The 16,804-nt window shown below is 53.6% G+C and carries 14 protein-coding genes, 1 tRNA gene and 1 other RNA gene; 10 read left to right on the plus strand and 6 right to left on the minus strand.

All coding sequences use genetic code 11. The features are described 5' to 3' along the window. Positions 1 to 2 precede the first annotated feature (2 nt). From ECL_RS07950 to narI, 5 genes are all read left to right on the plus strand, one after another. Positions 3 to 1,400 (plus strand): NarK family nitrate/nitrite MFS transporter, encoded by a 1,398-nt coding sequence (locus ECL_RS07950; RefSeq protein WP_013096255.1) that lies wholly within the window; start codon positions 3 to 5, stop codon positions 1,398 to 1,400. A gap of 381 nt (positions 1,401 to 1,781) precedes the next feature. Next, positions 1,782 to 5,525, plus strand: coding sequence for a nitrate reductase subunit alpha (locus ECL_RS07955; protein WP_013096256.1), 3,744 nt, complete (start codon positions 1,782 to 1,784; stop codon positions 5,523 to 5,525). Then, positions 5,522 to 7,057: a nitrate reductase subunit beta gene (gene narH, locus ECL_RS07960; protein WP_013096257.1), complete on the plus strand. Its 1,536-nt coding sequence runs from the start codon at positions 5,522 to 5,524 to the stop codon at positions 7,055 to 7,057. The genes ECL_RS07955 and narH overlap by 4 nt, the downstream gene beginning before the upstream one ends. Continuing rightward, complete coding sequence (narJ, locus tag ECL_RS07965) at positions 7,054 to 7,764, plus strand: nitrate reductase molybdenum cofactor assembly chaperone (protein ID WP_013096258.1); 711 nt, start codon at positions 7,054 to 7,056, stop codon at positions 7,762 to 7,764. The genes narH and narJ overlap by 4 nt, the downstream gene beginning before the upstream one ends. After that, a complete protein-coding gene (narI, locus tag ECL_RS07970) occupies positions 7,764 to 8,441 on the plus strand; it encodes a respiratory nitrate reductase subunit gamma (RefSeq protein ID WP_013096259.1) in 678 nt (225 codons plus the stop codon). Before narJ ends, narI begins: the two co-directional genes overlap by 1 nt. Here narI and ECL_RS07975 read toward each other — a convergent pair. Then, complete coding sequence (locus ECL_RS07975) at positions 8,438 to 9,334, minus strand: DMT family transporter (protein WP_044158285.1); 897 nt, start codon at positions 9,332 to 9,334, stop codon at positions 8,438 to 8,440. The two genes, narI and ECL_RS07975, sit on opposite strands and share 4 nt — an antisense overlap. A gap of 107 nt (positions 9,335 to 9,441) precedes the next feature. Between ECL_RS07975 and ECL_RS07980 the strand changes: the two genes are divergently transcribed. Next, positions 9,442 to 9,885, plus strand: a complete 444-nt coding sequence (locus ECL_RS07980) for an Lrp/AsnC family transcriptional regulator (RefSeq protein ID WP_044158283.1) — start codon at positions 9,442 to 9,444, stop codon at positions 9,883 to 9,885. Positions 9,886 to 9,967: 82 nt separating this feature from the next. On the opposite strand, the gene ECL_RS07985 is transcribed toward ECL_RS07980, so the two are convergent. From ECL_RS07985 to ECL_RS08000, 4 genes are all read right to left on the minus strand, one after another. Next, positions 9,968 to 10,098: non-coding RNA, RtT sRNA (locus ECL_RS07985), on the minus strand. Positions 10,099 to 10,142: 44 nt separating this feature from the next. Beyond that, positions 10,143 to 10,227, minus strand: a tRNA-Tyr gene (locus ECL_RS07990). A gap of 156 nt (positions 10,228 to 10,383) precedes the next feature. After that, a complete protein-coding gene (purU, locus tag ECL_RS07995; protein ID WP_013096262.1) occupies positions 10,384 to 11,226 on the minus strand; it encodes a formyltetrahydrofolate deformylase in 843 nt (280 codons plus the stop codon). 48 nt (positions 11,227 to 11,274) lie between these two features. Continuing rightward, entirely contained in the window at positions 11,275 to 11,733 is a 459-nt protein-coding gene (locus ECL_RS08000; protein ID WP_029883447.1) for a YchJ family protein, read from the minus strand. A 115-nt stretch (positions 11,734 to 11,848) separates the two neighbouring features. Here ECL_RS08000 and rssA point away from each other — a divergent pair, with 115 nt between their 5' ends. The 3 genes from rssA (at position 11,849) to galU (ending at position 14,965) form a co-directional block, all read left to right on the plus strand. Beyond that, positions 11,849 to 12,751 (plus strand): patatin-like phospholipase RssA, encoded by a 903-nt coding sequence (gene rssA / locus ECL_RS08005; protein ID WP_013096264.1) that lies wholly within the window; start codon positions 11,849 to 11,851, stop codon positions 12,749 to 12,751. A gap of 91 nt (positions 12,752 to 12,842) precedes the next feature. Further along, on the plus strand, positions 12,843 to 13,856 hold the full coding sequence (gene rssB, locus ECL_RS08010) for a two-component system response regulator RssB (protein ID WP_013096265.1): 1,014 nt from the start codon (positions 12,843 to 12,845) through the stop codon (positions 13,854 to 13,856). Between the two features lie 200 nt (positions 13,857 to 14,056). Continuing rightward, complete coding sequence (gene galU, locus ECL_RS08015) at positions 14,057 to 14,965, plus strand: UTP--glucose-1-phosphate uridylyltransferase GalU (RefSeq protein ID WP_044158279.1); 909 nt, start codon at positions 14,057 to 14,059, stop codon at positions 14,963 to 14,965. Between the two features lie 199 nt (positions 14,966 to 15,164). Here the strand turns inward: galU and hns are convergent, their stop codons facing one another. After that, positions 15,165 to 15,578 (minus strand): histone-like nucleoid-structuring protein H-NS, encoded by a 414-nt coding sequence (hns, locus tag ECL_RS08020; RefSeq protein ID WP_008502781.1) that lies wholly within the window; start codon positions 15,576 to 15,578, stop codon positions 15,165 to 15,167. 549 nt (positions 15,579 to 16,127) lie between these two features. On the opposite strand from hns, the gene tdk reads away from it, so the two are divergent. Then, on the plus strand, positions 16,128 to 16,742 hold the full coding sequence (gene tdk / locus ECL_RS08025) for a thymidine kinase (protein WP_013096267.1): 615 nt from the start codon (positions 16,128 to 16,130) through the stop codon (positions 16,740 to 16,742). Positions 16,743 to 16,804 lie beyond the last annotated feature (62 nt).

A 16,804-nucleotide genomic window follows, 5' to 3' on the forward strand; every position in this document is an offset into this window, starting at 1 on the left:
CTATGAGTCACACATCCGCTCCCGAAAGGGAAAATGGTGCCGTTATAACTGACTGGCGTCCGGAAGATCCGGCGTTCTGGCAGCAGCGCGGCCACCGTGTCGCAAGCCGAAATCTGTGGATTTCCGTTCCATGTTTATTGTTAGCGTTTTGCGTATGGATGTTGTTCAGCGCGGTAGCGGTGAATCTGCCTAAGGTCGGATTTACCTTTACCACCGATCAGCTGTTTATGCTGACCGCGCTGCCGTCGCTGTCGGGAGCCTTGCTGCGCGTGCCTTACGCGTTCATGGTGCCGGTTTTTGGCGGCCGTCGCTGGACGGCGTTCAGTACCGGTATCATGATCGTGCCTTGCGTGTGGCTCGGTTTTGCGGTGCAGGACACCTCCACGCCATTTAGCGTGTTCGTGATCATCTCTCTGCTCTGCGGTTTTGCGGGCGCAAACTTCGCGTCCAGCATGGCAAACATCAGCTTCTTCTTCCCGAAAGCGAAGCAGGGTGGTGCGCTGGGGATTAACGGCGGCCTGGGTAACATGGGCGTCAGCGTAATGCAGCTGATTGCACCGCTGGCGATCTCCGTCTCTATCTTCGCGGCGTTTGGCGGCGGTGGGGTGACGCAGGCAGATGGCTCTTCCCTGTATCTGCAAAACGCGGCCTGGATTTGGGTACCGTTCCTGGTGGTCTTTACCCTTGCGGCCTGGTTCTTTATGAATGACCTGTCTGCATCGAAGGCATCCCTGAGCGAGCAGTTGCCGGTGCTGAAGCGCGGCCACCTGTGGGTGATGGCGCTGCTCTATCTGGCGACCTTCGGCTCGTTCATTGGTTTCTCTGCGGGCTTTGCCATGCTGTCGAAAACCCAGTTCCCGGAGGTGCAAATTCTGCAGTTCGCCTTCTTCGGACCGTTTATTGGCGCGCTGGCGCGTTCGCTGGGCGGCATGGTCTCTGACCGTCTGGGCGGGACCCGCGTGACGCTGATTAACTTCGTTGTGATGGCGGTCTTCTGTGCGCTGCTGTTCCTGACCCTGCCAGCCGACGGACAGGGCGGTAACTTCATCGCCTTCTTCGGCGTGTTTATGGTGCTGTTCCTGACGGCCGGGCTGGGAAGTGCTTCTACCTTCCAGATGATCTCCGTCATCTTCCGTAAGCTGACCATGGACCGCGTGAAAGCGCAGGGCGGTAGCGAAGAGCAGGCCATGCGCGAAGCGGCAACGGATACGGCGGCAGCGCTGGGCTTTATCTCCGCGATTGGCGCTATCGGTGGCTTCTTTATTCCAAAAGCGTTCGGGATCTCGCTGGACCTGACCGGCTCTCCGGCAGGAGCAATGAAAGTATTCCTCGTTTTCTATATCGCCTGTGTCGCCATCACGTGGCTGGTATATGGCCGTAATTCCAAGAAAAATAAGTAAGTTTGATTATCCGTTTACGCGACCTTCGGGTCGCGTTTTTTTGTTTTCTCAGTAGTTACAACATACTCCTGGTTTTTCTAACGTCCTGCCCGCAGGTAACTCTGTGATCGCCATCGCTTTTCAGCCGAGCCTACCCCTTAATACCCGAGATGTTAAAAACAGGCGGGCTTATTGTACGATAAATAAAAAATACCTTTAAAAATCATCATGATATAAAAATAAAAATTCTACCGCTTTGGTGGTATTCGCTATAACACCTTACTTCATAGTCCCCCTCCGTCTTGATCGTTATCAATTCTCCCTCTCTTACAGGACGTTACCTTCGCTGCAAATCAGCAATGTCGATTTAGAGAGCCACAGGCTCCACACAGGAGATACCCGATGAGCAAATTTTTGGACCGGTTTCGCTACTTCAAACAGAAGGGTGAAACTTTTGCCGATGGGCACGGCCAGGTTCTGGATACCAACCGGGACTGGGAAGACGGTTACCGCCAGCGCTGGCAGCATGACAAAGTCGTCCGTTCAACCCACGGTGTAAACTGCACTGGCTCGTGTAGCTGGAAGATTTTCGTTAAAAACGGTCTGGTGACCTGGGAAATGCAGCAGACCGACTATCCGCGCACCCGCCCGGATATGCCGAACCATGAACCACGTGGCTGCCCGCGTGGCGCCAGCTACTCCTGGTATCTCTACAGTGCGAACCGTCTTAAATATCCTCTGATGCGCAAGCGCCTGATGAAAATGTGGCGTGAAGCGAAGGTGCAGCACAGCGATCCGGTAGAGGCGTGGGCATCCATTATCGAAGACGCCGACAAAGCGAAAAGCTTCAAGCAGGCGCGTGGCCGCGGTGGTTTTGTTCGCTCCTCCTGGAAAGAGGTGAATGAGCTGATTGCCGCCTCTAACGTCTATACCGTCAAAACTTACGGTCCTGACCGCGTGGCAGGCTTCTCGCCGATCCCGGCGATGTCGATGGTCTCTTACGCTTCTGGCGCGCGCTATCTTTCCCTGATTGGGGGAACCTGTCTGAGCTTCTACGACTGGTACTGCGACCTGCCACCAGCGTCTCCACAGACCTGGGGTGAACAGACCGATGTGCCGGAGTCCGCCGACTGGTATAACTCCAGCTACATTATCGCCTGGGGCTCAAACGTACCGCAGACCCGTACCCCGGATGCCCACTTCTTTACTGAAGTGCGTTACAAAGGCACCAAAACCGTTGCGGTGACCCCGGACTACGCCGAAATTGCCAAGCTGTGTGACCTGTGGCTGGCGCCTAAACAGGGTACTGACTCCGCGATGGCGCTGGCGATGGGCCATGTCATGCTGCGTGAATTCCACCTCGATAAACCAAGCCAGTACTTCACCGATTACGTGCGTCGTTATACCGACATGCCAATGCTGGTGATGCTGGAAGAGCGTGACGGCTACTACGCAGCAGGTCGTACGCTGCGTGCGGCGGATCTGGTGGACGCGCTGGGCCAGGAAAACAACCCTGAGTGGAAAACCGTCGCGTATAACAGCAACGGTGAGCTGGTGGTGCCAAACGGTTCAATCGGCTTCCGCTGGGGTGAGAAGGGCAAATGGAACCTTGAACAACGTAACGGTACAACCGGCGAAGAGACCGAGCTGCGCCTGAGCATGCTGGGCAGCCAGGATGAGATCGCAGAAGTGGGCTTCCCGTACTTTGGCGGCGAAGGTTCTGAGCACTTCAACAAGGTTGAGCTACAGAACGTGCTGATGCACAAACTGCCGGTGAAACGCCTGCAGCTGGCCGACGGCTCTAGCGCCCTGGTGACCACCGTGTATGACCTGACGCTGGCCAACTACGGTCTGGAGCGCGGTCTGAACGATGAAAACTGCGCGACCAGCTATGACGATGTGAAGGCGTACACCCCAGCCTGGGCGGAGCAGATCACCGGCGTACCGCGTGCGCAGATCACTCGTATCGCCCGTGAATTCGCAGAAAACGCTGACAAAACCCACGGTCGTTCAATGATTATCGTCGGTGCCGGTCTGAACCACTGGTATCACCTCGATATGAACTACCGTGGCCTGATCAACATGCTGATCTTCTGCGGCTGTGTCGGTCAGAGCGGTGGCGGCTGGGCGCACTACGTGGGCCAGGAAAAACTGCGTCCGCAGACCGGCTGGCAGCCGCTGGCGTTTGCCCTTGACTGGCAGCGTCCGGCGCGTCATATGAACAGCACTTCCTACTTCTATAACCACTCCAGCCAGTGGCGCTATGAGACGGTTACCGCGCAGGAGCTGCTGTCGCCAATGGCAGATAAATCCCGCTACAGCGGTCATCTGATCGACTTTAACGTCCGCGCTGAACGCATGGGCTGGTTGCCGTCCGCGCCTCAGCTGGGCACTAACCCGCTGCGCATTGCAGAAGAGGCGAAGCAGGCAGGGATGTCGCCAGTGGATTACACCGTTAAGTCTCTGAAAGACGGTTCAATCCGTTTTGCGGCCGAGCAGCCGGAAAACGGTAAAAACCATCCGCGTAACCTGTTCATCTGGCGTTCCAACCTGCTGGGCTCGTCCGGTAAAGGCCACGAGTACATGCTGAAATACCTGCTCGGTACCGAAAACGGTATCCAGGGTAAAGATCTCGGCAAGCAGGGCGGCGTGAAGCCGGAAGAAGTGGAGTGGAAAGACAACGGTCTCGACGGCAAGCTGGATCTGGTGGTGACTCTCGACTTCCGTCTCTCCAGCACCTGCCTGTACTCCGATATCGTGCTGCCTACCGCTACCTGGTACGAAAAAGACGACATGAATACCTCGGATATGCATCCGTTTATTCATCCGCTGTCTGCGGCCGTTGACCCGGCGTGGGAATCAAAAAGCGACTGGGATATCTACAAAGACATCGCGAAGAAATTCTCTGAAGTCTGCGTAGGGCACCTGGGCAAAGAGACCGACGTGGTGACGCTGCCTATCCAGCACGACTCAGCTGCTGAACTGGCGCAGCCGCTGGACGTGAAGGACTGGAAAAAAGGTGAATGTGACCTGATCCCGGGCGTAACGGCACCGCACATTATTCCGGTGGAACGTGACTACCCGGCGACCTACGAGCGCTTTACCTCTATCGGCCCGCTGATGGAGAAAATCGGTAACGGCGGGAAAGGGATTGCTTGGAACACCCAGAGCGAAATGGATCTGCTGCGCAAGCTCAATTACACCAAAGCGGACGGCCCGGCCAAAGGCCAGCCGATGCTGAATACGGCGATTGATGCGGCAGAAATGATCCTGACCCTGGCACCGGAAACCAACGGCCAGGTTGCCGTGAAGGCCTGGAAAGCGCTGAGTGAATTCACCGGCCGCGACCATACGCATCTGGCGCTCAACAAAGAAGACGAAAAAATCCGCTTCCGCGATATTCAGGCGCAGCCGCGCAAAATTATCTCCAGCCCGACCTGGTCTGGCCTGGAAGATGAACATGTCTCTTACAACGCCGGGTATACCAACGTTCACGAGCTGATCCCATGGCGTACTCTGTCCGGTCGTCAGTCGCTGTATCAGGATCACCAGTGGATGCGTGACTTCGGTGAAAGCCTGCTGGTTTACCGTCCGCCAATCGACACCCGCTCCGTGAAAGCGGTGATGGGCGCGAAATCGAACGGCAACCCGGAGAAGGCGCTGAACTTCCTGACGCCGCACCAGAAGTGGGGGATCCACTCTACTTATAGCGACAACCTGCTGATGCTGACCTTGTCCCGCGGTGGTCCGATTGTGTGGATGAGTGAAGCGGACGCCAAAGATCTGGGTATTGAAGATAACGACTGGATCGAAGTGTTCAACAGCAACGGCGCCCTGACGGCGCGTGCGGTGGTGAGCCAGCGCGTACCGGCCGGGATGACCATGATGTACCACGCGCAGGAACGTATCGTGAACCTGCCGGGTTCAGAGATCACCGAGCAGCGCGGCGGTATTCACAACTCCGTGACCCGTATTACGCCGAAGCCGACCCACATGATCGGTGGCTATGCACAGCTGGCCTACGGCTTTAACTACTACGGTACGGTAGGTTCTAACCGCGATGAGTTCGTGGTGGTACGTAAGATGAAAAATATTAACTGGTTAGATGGCGAAGGTAATGACCAGGTACAGGAGAGCGTAAAATGAAAATTCGTTCACAAGTCGGCATGGTGCTGAATCTGGATAAATGCATCGGCTGTCATACCTGCTCAGTCACCTGTAAGAACGTCTGGACCAGCCGTGAAGGGATGGAATACGCCTGGTTCAACAACGTGGAAAGCAAGCCGGGCACCGGCTTCCCGACCGACTGGGAAAACCAGGAGAAGTGGAAGGGCGGCTGGATCCGTAAAATCAACGGTAAGCTGCAGCCGCGCATGGGTAACCGTGCGATGCTGCTGGGTAAAATCTTCGCCAACCCGCATCTGCCGGGTATCGAAGATTATTACGAGCCGTTTGACTACGACTACCAGAACCTGCATAACGCGCCGGAAAGTAAGCACCAGCCGATCGCCCGTCCTCGCTCGCTGATCACCGGTCAGCGCATGGACAAAATTACCAGCGGTCCAAACTGGGAAGAGATTCTGGGCGGCGAGTTCGAAAAACGCGCCAAAGACCAGAACTTCGAGAACATGCAGAAGGCGATGTACGGCCAGTTTGAAAACACCTTCATGATGTACCTGCCGCGTCTGTGTGAGCACTGCCTCAACCCGGCGTGCGTGGCGACCTGCCCGAGCGGCGCCATCTACAAGCGTGAAGAAGACGGCATCGTGCTGATCGACCAGGACAAGTGCCGCGGCTGGCGTATGTGCATCACCGGCTGCCCGTACAAAAAAATCTACTTCAACTGGAAGAGCGGTAAGTCTGAGAAGTGCATCTTCTGCTACCCACGTATCGAAGCCGGTATGCCGACCGTCTGCTCCGAGAGCTGCGTAGGCCGTATTCGTTACCTCGGCGTGCTGCTGTATGACGCGGACGCGATTGAAAATGCCGCGAGCACCGAGAACGAGAAAGATCTGTACCAGCGTCAGCTGGACGTGTTCCTTGACCCGAACGATCCGAAAGTGATTGAGCAGGCGCTGAAAGACGGCATTCCGCAGAGCGTAATCGACGCGGCGCAGCAGTCTCCGGTATACAAAATGGCGATGGACTGGAAGCTGGCCCTGCCGCTGCACCCGGAATACCGCACGCTGCCGATGGTCTGGTACGTACCGCCTCTGTCGCCGATTCAGTCAGCCGCGGATGCAGGCGAGCTGGGCAGCAACGGCATTCTGCCGGACGTGGAGAGCCTGCGTATCCCGGTTCAGTACCTGGCAAACCTGCTGACCGCAGGCGATACCCAGCCGGTACTGCTGGCGCTGAAACGTATGCTGGCGATGCGCCACTTCAAACGTGCGGAAACCGTGGACGGCGTGACCGACACCCGTGCGCTGGAAGAGGTCGGCCTGACCGAAGCGCAGGCCCAGGAGATGTACCGCTACCTGGCCATTGCCAACTATGAAGATCGTTTCGTGGTACCAAGCAGCCACCGTGAACTGGCCCGCGAAGCCTTCCCGGAGAAAAACGGTTGTGGCTTTAGCTTTGGCGACGGTTGCCACGGGTCAGACAGCAAATTCAACCTGTTCAACAGCCGCCGCATCGACGCCATGGATGTGACCAGCAAAACGGAGCCGCACCCATGATTGAACTCGTGATTGTTTCGCGTCTGCTGGAGTACCCGGATGCCGCGCTGGCGCAGCATCAGCAGGAACTCTTTGATGCGCTCGCGTCCTCTGAAAACCTGGATAAAGAAGATGCCCAGACACTGGGCGTTTTCCTCCGCGACCTGTTAGCGCGCGATCTTCTCGATGCGCAGGCGGATTACAGCCAGCTGTTTGATCGCGGTCGCGCAACCTCGCTGCTGCTGTTTGAACACGTTCACGGTGAATCCCGCGATCGGGGGCAGGCGATGGTGGACCTGATGGCCCAGTACGAGCAGCACGGCCTGCAGCTCGACAGCCGCGAGCTGCCGGATCATCTGCCGCTGTACCTGGAGTATCTGGCGCAGTTGCCAAAAGAAGAAGCGCTGGGTGGTCTGCAGGACATCGCGCCGATTCTGGCGTTGCTCAGCGCCCGTCTTCAGCAGCGCGAGAGCCGCTATGCGGTGCTGTTTGGGGTGCTGGTGAAGCTGGCGAATGCCTCGGTCGACAGTGAAAAAGTGGCGGAGAAAATTGCGGACGAAGCCCGCGACGACACGCCACAGGCGCTGGATGCAGTCTGGGAAGAAGAGCAGGTGAAATTCTTTGCTGACCAGAGCTGCGGCGAATCTGAAATTTCGGCTCACCAGCGTCGTTTTGCCGGCGCGGTTGCCCCGCAATATTTGAATATCTCTAACGGAGGACGGCACTAATGCACTTCCTGAATATGTTCTTCTTTGACATTTACCCGTATATCGCGGGCACCGTGTTCCTGGTGGGAAGCTGGCTGCGTTATGACTATGGTCAGTACACCTGGCGTGCTGCCTCCAGCCAGATGCTGGATCGTAAAGGGATGCACGTTGCGTCTAACCTGTTCCACATCGGTATTCTGGGAATTTTTGCCGGCCACTTCCTGGGAATGCTGACGCCACACTGGATGTATGAAGCGTGGCTGCCCATCGAAGTGAAGCAGAAGATGGCGATGATCGCTGGTGGCGCTTGCGGCGTGATGACCCTGGTGGGTGGTCTGCTGCTGCTGAAACGCCGTCTGTTCAGTCCGCGTGTGCGGGCTACCACTACCACGGCGGATATCCTGATCCTCTCTCTGCTGATGGTTCAGTGCGCACTGGGTCTGCTGACCATTCCATTCTCGGCGCAGCATATGGACGGCAGCGAGATGATGAAGCTGGTGGGATGGGCGCAGTCCGTAGTGACCTTCCACGGAGGCGCATCTGAACATCTGGATGGGGTGGCGTTTATCTTCCGCCTTCACCTGGTGTTGGGTATGACCCTGTTTGTGCTGTTCCCGTTCTCTCGTCTGGTGCACATCTGGAGCGCGCCGGTGGAGTACCTGACGCGCAAATACCAGATTGTGCGTGCCCGTCGCTAATTTGTCGTTTTGATACTAACCCCGCATTCGCGGGGTTTTTTTTCGCCCCAGCCCAGATTATTGCCTGCCGCAGCAAACAGGATCAGCGCGCCGCCCGCCAGTTGGGTAATATCCAGCGAATGCCCGAAGACCACATTATCGACAACGATGGCTACTACCGGATAGATAAAGGACAGTGAACCGGTAATGGGCGTCGGAAGTTTTTGGATGGCGCTATACAGCAGCTGATACATGATACCGGTATGGACAATGCCCAGCGTCAGTAAAATTGGCCACGGAAAATCAGCGGACAAGGCGGGCATACGGGCAAACGGCAGTAGCATTACCACGCCTGTCAGCACCTGAATAAACGCTATATGCTGTGGCGCGATGGATTTCAGTTTGCGGGCAATAATCGCCGTCAACGCATAGAAGAACGCCGCACCCAGTGCCAGACCGATCCCCGCGAGCCAGGCTGAGCCATGGGAACCGGACAGTTCACCTGAGAGCAAAATTATCACCCCGCCGAAGGCAAGAAACAGCCAGCCCCATTTGACCAGACTGACGCGTTCGCCTAATAACATACCCATCATCACCAGCATAAAGGGCTGAGTGTTATAAACCACAGTGGAAAGGCCAATCGAAATACGTTCATAGGCAGCGAACAGCAGCAGCCAGTTCACCACTAATGCTACCCCGCCGAGAATAGCCAGCAGCAGAGAGGTGCGGGTGAGGGGACTAAAGGGTTTTTGGCTCATCCGAATGAAAATGAACAGTGCGATTGCGCCGATCAGACAGCGCCAGAAAACCACTTCTGACACTGGCAGTCCGGAGAGTAAAACAAACGCGCCAATCGAGCCGGAAATTAACATCGCCAGGCTCATTTGCCAGACGCCTTTATGTAAGTCACGCATCATTCACCTCCTGGTTGATGACGCTATTGTCGAAAATTGCTGTCGGGTTTTACAGGGTTCAGATAAGGTTAAATACGCGAATGGCTTTTTAAAATTAGGTGAAAACGATGGAATACCTTCTCGATGATATCGATCGGCAAATTTTGGCTTATCTGGTCGAGGATGCGCGTATGTCGCTGAAGGTGCTCAGCGGCCGTATCGGTCTGACCTCGCCCAGCACGGCAGAACGCCTGAAAAGGCTGGAAGAGCGTGGAGTGATTCAGGGTTACGGTGCGCGGGTCAATCTGGCGGCGTTAGGTTATACGCTGCAGGCGCTGGTGCGGGTTCGCCCGTTGCCTGGACTGTTACATAAAGTGGATAAATACATCCAGGCGATGCCGGAGTGCATTGAAAGTGACAAAGTGACCGGTGAAGACTGTTTTGTCATCCGGCTGGTGGTGCGGTCGATTGAACAACTGGATGTGTTGCTGGACGGGCTGGCGGAGCATGCCCAGTGTAATACGTCGATTGTGAAGAGCTCACCGGTGAAGCGACGCTTGCCGCCGATGTAGCCGTCTGTCGCCGGGTGGCGGCTACGCCTTACCCGGCCTACGAAAGTGTGCTCGGTTTGGTTTTGTTATGATTTTGAATTGATGGTGGTGGGGGAAGGATTACTCGGCGCGTTGCGCCTCGCCCTTCGGGTCGTTGCCTGCGGCAACGCTTTCTCGCTACGCTCGAATCGAACCTTAGTCGAAGCTTCTCATCCTTCCCGCATGCGATGAATATAGAACACTTAGCGAAGTGTGGGTTTGATGCGACATGGAAGTAATGGTGGTGGGGGAAGGATTCGAACCTTCGAAGTCGATGACGGCAGATTTACAGTCTGCTCCCTTTGGCCGCTCGGGAACCCCACCACGGGGTAATGCTTGTACTGGCCTGCTTCCTGCTGGAAGCGGGGCGCATCATATCAAATGACACGCCCCTGTAAAGCGTTACCACAAGAAAAATAAACTGGTTGCCTGATTTTTACCCGCAAAGCTGTAAAGCTAACCAATTCATTTCACTGTCGATTAAAGAATGATTGTTCTGTTACCGTAAACGAATACGCGCTGCGCCAGCACCTGATAGAGTGCGCGGCTCAGAACGTTCTTCTCAACATCGCGCCCGGCACGCATCATGTCTTCCGCCGTGTAGGTGTGATCCACATGAATCACATCCTGCATGATGATTGGGCCTTCATCCAGATTGTCATTCACGTAATGCGCCGTTGCGCCGATGATCTTCACGCCGCGTTCATAGGCCTGGTGGTAGGGGCGTGCGCCAATAAAGGCGGGCAGGAAGGAGTGGTGAATGTTGATAATTTTGTTCGGGAAACGCGCCACGAAGGAGGGCGTCAACACGCGCATGTATTTCGCCAGGACAACGTAGTCCGGGTTGTGCGCTTCAATAGCCTCAGCCATCAGATTGTCGTGCTCTTCACGCGTATGGCCTTCATGGCTCACCAGCTCGAACGGAATATCAAAACGTTCAACCAGCGTACGCAGCGTCTCGTGGTTACCGATAACGGCGGCGATTTCGACATCCAGACCGCCGTAGTTTGCTTTCATCAGCAAATCGCCCAGACAGTGGGCTTCTTTGGTCACCAGAATCACGATGCGACGACGGCCTGCTGGCGTCAGCTCGCGTACGGAACCTTCCGGCAGCGCGCTATCCAGATCGGCAAGCAGAGTGGTGTCGTTGAAAATACCTTCCAGTTCGGTACGCATGAAGAAACGACCGGTACGGTGGTCAACGAATTCGTTGTTCTGCACGATATTCAATTCATGTTTGTAACAGATGTTGGTAATTCGTGCGATCAGCCCTTTTTGATCGGGACAGATGGTGCGCAGAACTTTACGTTGTAGTGATTGCATCGCCGGGAAATCCTGTTTGAGTATTTGCGAAGTCTCGGTTGTCGGGCGTTACTGCCCGCAACACTTTTTAAATTTTTTACCAGAACCACAAGGGCAGGGATCGTTACGACCAAACTGCGGGCGCGTTCCGTCAATATAATACCATTGCCCGCTTTCCTTTAAGAACCGGGAACGCTCGATAATGGCACCCGGTTTATTGTGTTCAGTAAACCGGGCAACAAAGCTGACGTAACCTTCATTTTCGTGACTACCGGGTGCGGATTCATAAACGGTAAGACCGAGCCACTGGGTATTGGCGAACCCGGCTTCGATCTCCTGTTTGAAACTGGCGGCCTGGCATGAGGGGTGCCAGGTTTTAATCAGGTAGTCTGCGTCCTTGATCACAAAAGCGGTATACCGTGAACGCATAAGGTGTGATGGGTCTGGTGCAACCTGATCGCCAGAAAGATATCGCTGGCAACATAGGCTATACTCCAGAGCGCTACCACAGGGGCAGAGTTGAGACACGATTCTCTTCCTGGAACAAAAAATTAAGGGCGTAAAACGCTTCGGGTAGCACCATGTTAACTGAGCTGTTGCGTTGACGCTATGTCGGGAATCCAGGGGAAGTAAAACAGGGCTAATGAGAAAGGTTAAAATTGGACTGGCGCTGGGCTCAGGTGCAGCCCGCGGATGGTCACACATCGGCGTGATAAATGCCTTAAACCAGATGGGCGTCGATGTCGATATTGTTGCAGGATGTTCGATTGGATCGCTGGTAGGTTCCGCCTATGCGTGCGGCAAATTGCCCGAACTTGAAGCGTGGGTGCGATCCTTCAGTTACTGGGACGTGCTGCGCCTGATGGACCTTTCGTGGCAGCGCGGCGGTTTGCTTCGCGGTGAACGCGTCTTTAACCAGTTCCGTCAGATTATGCCTCTTCAGGACTTCAGCGATTGTCAGTTGCCATTTGGTGCCGTGGCGACGAATCTCAGTACGGGACGTGAGCTGTGGCTGACCGAAGGGGATATCCACCTTGCCGTTCGCGCCTCCTGCAGTATGCCGGGCCTTATGGCTCCTGTCCCGCATAATGGTTATTGGCTTGTTGATGGCGGAGTCGTTAACCCCGTGCCAATCTCTTTGACGCGCGCAATGGGGGCTGACATCGTGATCGCGGTCGATTTACAACACGACGCTCACCTGATGCAGCAAGACCTCATGCCGGTCAATTTGCAAAGCGAAGATGCCGAGGCGGAAAAACTGGCCTGGCATGAGCGCTTACGCGGGCGAATTGGCCGGATAGCCGCGCGCCGCTCGGTCGCTGCGCCCACGGCAATGGAGATTATGACCACCTCAATCCAGGTGCTGGAAAACCGCCTCAAACGTAACCGTATGGCGGGCGACCCACCGGATATTCTGATTCAACCCTATTGTCCACAAATCTCTACCCTTGATTTCCATCGGGCTGAGGCCGCCATCGCAGCGGGCTCTTTAGCCGTCGAAAAGAAAATGGACGAATTATTGCCATTTGTGCGAACCGCACGTTGAGCACCTTTTTTTGACTACTTCAGCAAAATCTGACAGGCGATAGTGCCGATAGCATGCCACTATTTAGTAACTGTCAGCCAGGGGAGGAACCATGACGCAGCCATTGGCCGGAAAACACATTTTGATTGTTGAAGACGAGCCCGTTTTCCGATCGCTACTGGATTCGTGGTTATCCTCGCTGGGGGCAACCACTGCCCTGGCTGAAGATGGTGTTGATGCCCTGGAAAAAATGGTCAGTATCACGCCCGATCTGATGATCTGTGATATCGCAATGCCGCGGATGAATGGCCTGAAGTTGGTTGAACATCTGCGTAATGAGGGTAACCAGACGCCCATTCTGGTGATCTCCGCGACGGAAAATATGGCGGATATTGCCAAAGCATTGCGTCTGGGGGTGCAGGATATTCTGCTGAAACCAGTAAAAGATCTGAACCGTTTGCGTGAAACGGTATTGGCCTGCCTTTATCCGAATATGTTTAATTCCCGCGTCGAGGAAGAAGAGCGCCTTTTCCAGGACTGGGATGCTTTAGTCAGTAATCCGCCTGCCGCGGCCAAGCTATTGCAGGAACTTCAGCCGCCGGTACAACAGACCTTTTCACACTGTCGAATAAATTATCGCCAGCTTGTGGCCGCGGATCAGCCCGGTCTGGTGCTGGATATTGCGCCATTATCGGATTCCGATCTTGCGTTTTATTCCCTGGATGTTACCCGTGCCGGGGATAATGGTGTATTAGCAGCGTTATTACTTCGTGCGCTATTTAACGGGCTGTTGCAGGAACAGTTATCGCATCAGGGGCAACGGCTTCCGGAGTTAGGCAGTTTACTTAAACAGGTTAACCAGCTTTTTCGCCAGGCCAATTTACCAGGACAATTTCCATTGCTGGTTGGCTATTACCATAGTGGATTGAAAAATCTTATCCTCGTTTCAGCGGGTCTGAACGCCTCTCTGAATACCGGGGAACATCATATTCAGGTTAGCAACGGTGTGCCGCTGGGGACATTGGGTACGGCTTATCTTAATCAAATTAGCCATCGCTGTTCTTCCTGGCAGTGCCAAATTTGGGGTGCCGGCGGGCGGTTGCGGTTAATGTTGTCCACGGAATAAGCAGTTGGATCTTAATTTTAAGATTGCCTTACCTGTGTTTTGTGGGGAGTGCTACTATCGCTGCCCAGATTCATGCGTATTTATCCTAATTGATCGGCAACGCGTTCTTTTCAGACCCAGACTGTGTGATGAGGCTGATATACTCAACGCGTTATTTAATGCATAAAAGTTCAAAACTTGAACAGCTCAGGAGAATTTGAATGGCTGCCCTAAATTCGAAAGTCAGAAAGGCCGTCATCCCGGTAGCGGGATTGGGTACCAGGATGTTACCAGCAACTAAGGCAATTCCTAAAGAGATGTTGCCACTGGTTGATAAGCCATTAATTCAGTATGTCGTAAACGAATGTATCGCGGCCGGCATCACTGAAATTGTGCTGGTTACACATTCATCTAAAAACTCTATCGAAAACCATTTCGATACCAGTTTCGAACTCGAAGCCATGCTGGAAAAACGCGTTAAGCGTCAGCTGTTAGAAGAAGTTCAGTCTATTTGCCCTCCGCACGTTACCATTATGCAGGTGCGTCAGGGGCTGGCGAAAGGTCTGGGCCACGCGGTACTTTGTGCATATCCTGTTGTGGGTAATGAACCTGTTGCGGTCATTCTGCCAGACGTCATTCTGGACGAATATGAATCCGATCTCTCTCAGGATAACCTTGCTGAGATGATCAAGCGCTTTGACGAAACGGGCAGCAGCCAGATTATGGTTGAACCTGTTGAAGACGTGACGGCTTACGGTGTGGTTGACTGTAAAGGCGTTAATCTTGAACCCGGTGAAAGCGTGCCAATGGTAGGCGTCGTAGAGAAGCCTAAAGCCGACATAGCGCCGTCTAATCTGGCGGTAGTAGGTCGCTATGTCCTGAGCGCTGAAATCTGGCCACTGCTGGCGAAAACGCCTCCAGGAGCAGGAGATGAGATCCAGCTGACCGATGCCATCGATATGCTGATCGAGAAAGAGACCGTTGAAGCCTACCATATGAAAGGTAAGAGCCATGACTGCGGTAATAAACTCGGTTATATGCAGGCATTCGTGGAATATGGCATCCGCCACAATTCACTGGGTGAAGAATTTAAAGCCTGGCTGAAAGAGAGCGTGGGTATTAAAAAATAACCCCGCCTGCAAATGATCAAGACCGGTGAGGCGATGCCCACCGGTTTTTTTATGCCCACAACTCAGGGTAACCACGCCGGTCTGTAAGGAACGTTAATTAGTACGATGTCCCAATATGACGGCATGTAAGGGGATGTTTGCAGGAATTGAGGATAAAAAAAATCCCGCATTAAGCGGGATTTTTCTGAATACGTTAGGATTAATCCTTGATCAGGAAGTCGTCCAGCTGTTTACCTTGCTCATCCATGGCTTTTTTGATAACAGCAGGTGTACGACCCTGGCCAGTCCAGGTTTTAGTTTCGCCGTTCTCGTCGACATAGCTATATTTAGCAGGACGAGCAGCGCGTTTTGCTTTAGTACCGGTCTTCGCTGCAGCCATGCTGTTCAGCAATTCATTTGGATCGATACCATCAGCAATCAGCATTTCACGATATTGCTGCAGTTTACGCGTACGCTCTTCGATTTCAGCAGCAGCAGCGCTTTCTTCTTCGCGACGTTCATTAACTACAACTTCTAATTTTTCCAGCATTTCTTCAAGCGTTTCCAGGGTGCATTCTCTTGCCTGCGCACGAAGAGTACGGATGTTGTTCAGAATTTTAAGTGCTTCGCTCATTGTAGTAATCTCAAACTTATAATGGGGGGTGGTTTGTTGTCCTAATAATAGAGCGATAAATTCAGTTGTGCAATAGGTGGGAATGTAAGGAATTCAAAAAATACGGAATAATGGGCGCTATTATTAATTACGCTAACTTAAATTTCATACCCACACAGGCTCGCTTGTTATCACGCTTACCTGCTTAACCCGTTCGGTTGCATCTTTTTTTTGTGACATTTACCGCAGGAATTATAGTTGCGGCGGATAAATATCAGCCTTTTGTATTAGTTTCTGCCAGCGTTGCCAGGGCAAAAATAGTTAATAAATAGTGAATTTTAATGAACGTGGATTCCAGTATAAAAAGAAGTGTTATGTTTAGTGGGTTCGCGACATATAGAGCATGCTGAATCAGTTTACCTCCTGTTTTATCGCATTATTTTCCTGTACATCTCGTGGTTAACTGCGGCTTGAACCCCATACTCTGTGTGGTGTATCGCTGATGACCAGACAAAATATGATACAATGAATCATTGGGAATATTACACATTGATTAGGGTTTGACGGCCAATGGCACAACTTTATTTCTACTATTCGGCAATGAATGCCGGAAAATCCACGGCGTTACTGCAATCCTCCTACAATTATCAGGAACGAGGGATGCGCACCGTTGTTTACACCGCTGAAATCGACGATCGCTTCGGTGCAGGTAAGGTGAGTTCAAGAATTGGTCTCTCGTCACCGGCCAGACTGTTTAACCCACAAACGGACCTGTTGCAGGATATCCGTGCCGAGCATACTTCCCAGCCCATTCATTGCGTTCTGGTCGATGAAAGCCAGTTCCTGACGCGTGAACAGGTGCATGCGCTTTCAGAGGTCGTAGATGAACTTGATATTCCCGTTCTCTGCTATGGTTTGCGCACGGACTTTCGCGGGGAGCTATTTGCCGGTAGCCAGTATTTGCTTGCCTGGTCCGATAAACTGGTCGAACTGAAAACCATCTGTTTTTGCGGCCGTAAAGCCAGTATGGTGCTTCGTCTTGATCAGTCTGGTAAACCCTATGCAGACGGTGAGCAGGTGGTGATAGGGGGCAATGAACGCTATGTGTCGGTCTGTCGTAAGCATTATAAAGAGGCGTTGTCTGTGGGCTCCCTGACGGCGATTCAGCACGATAACCGGAAGTAGTTTCAAAGAACTCAAAGCCTGATCTTCAGACAAAAAAAACCCGCCAGAGGCGGGTTTTTTAA

Source organism: Enterobacter cloacae subsp. cloacae ATCC 13047 (genome assembly GCF_000025565.1).
Taxonomy (GTDB): Bacteria; Pseudomonadota; Gammaproteobacteria; order Enterobacterales; family Enterobacteriaceae; genus Enterobacter; species Enterobacter cloacae.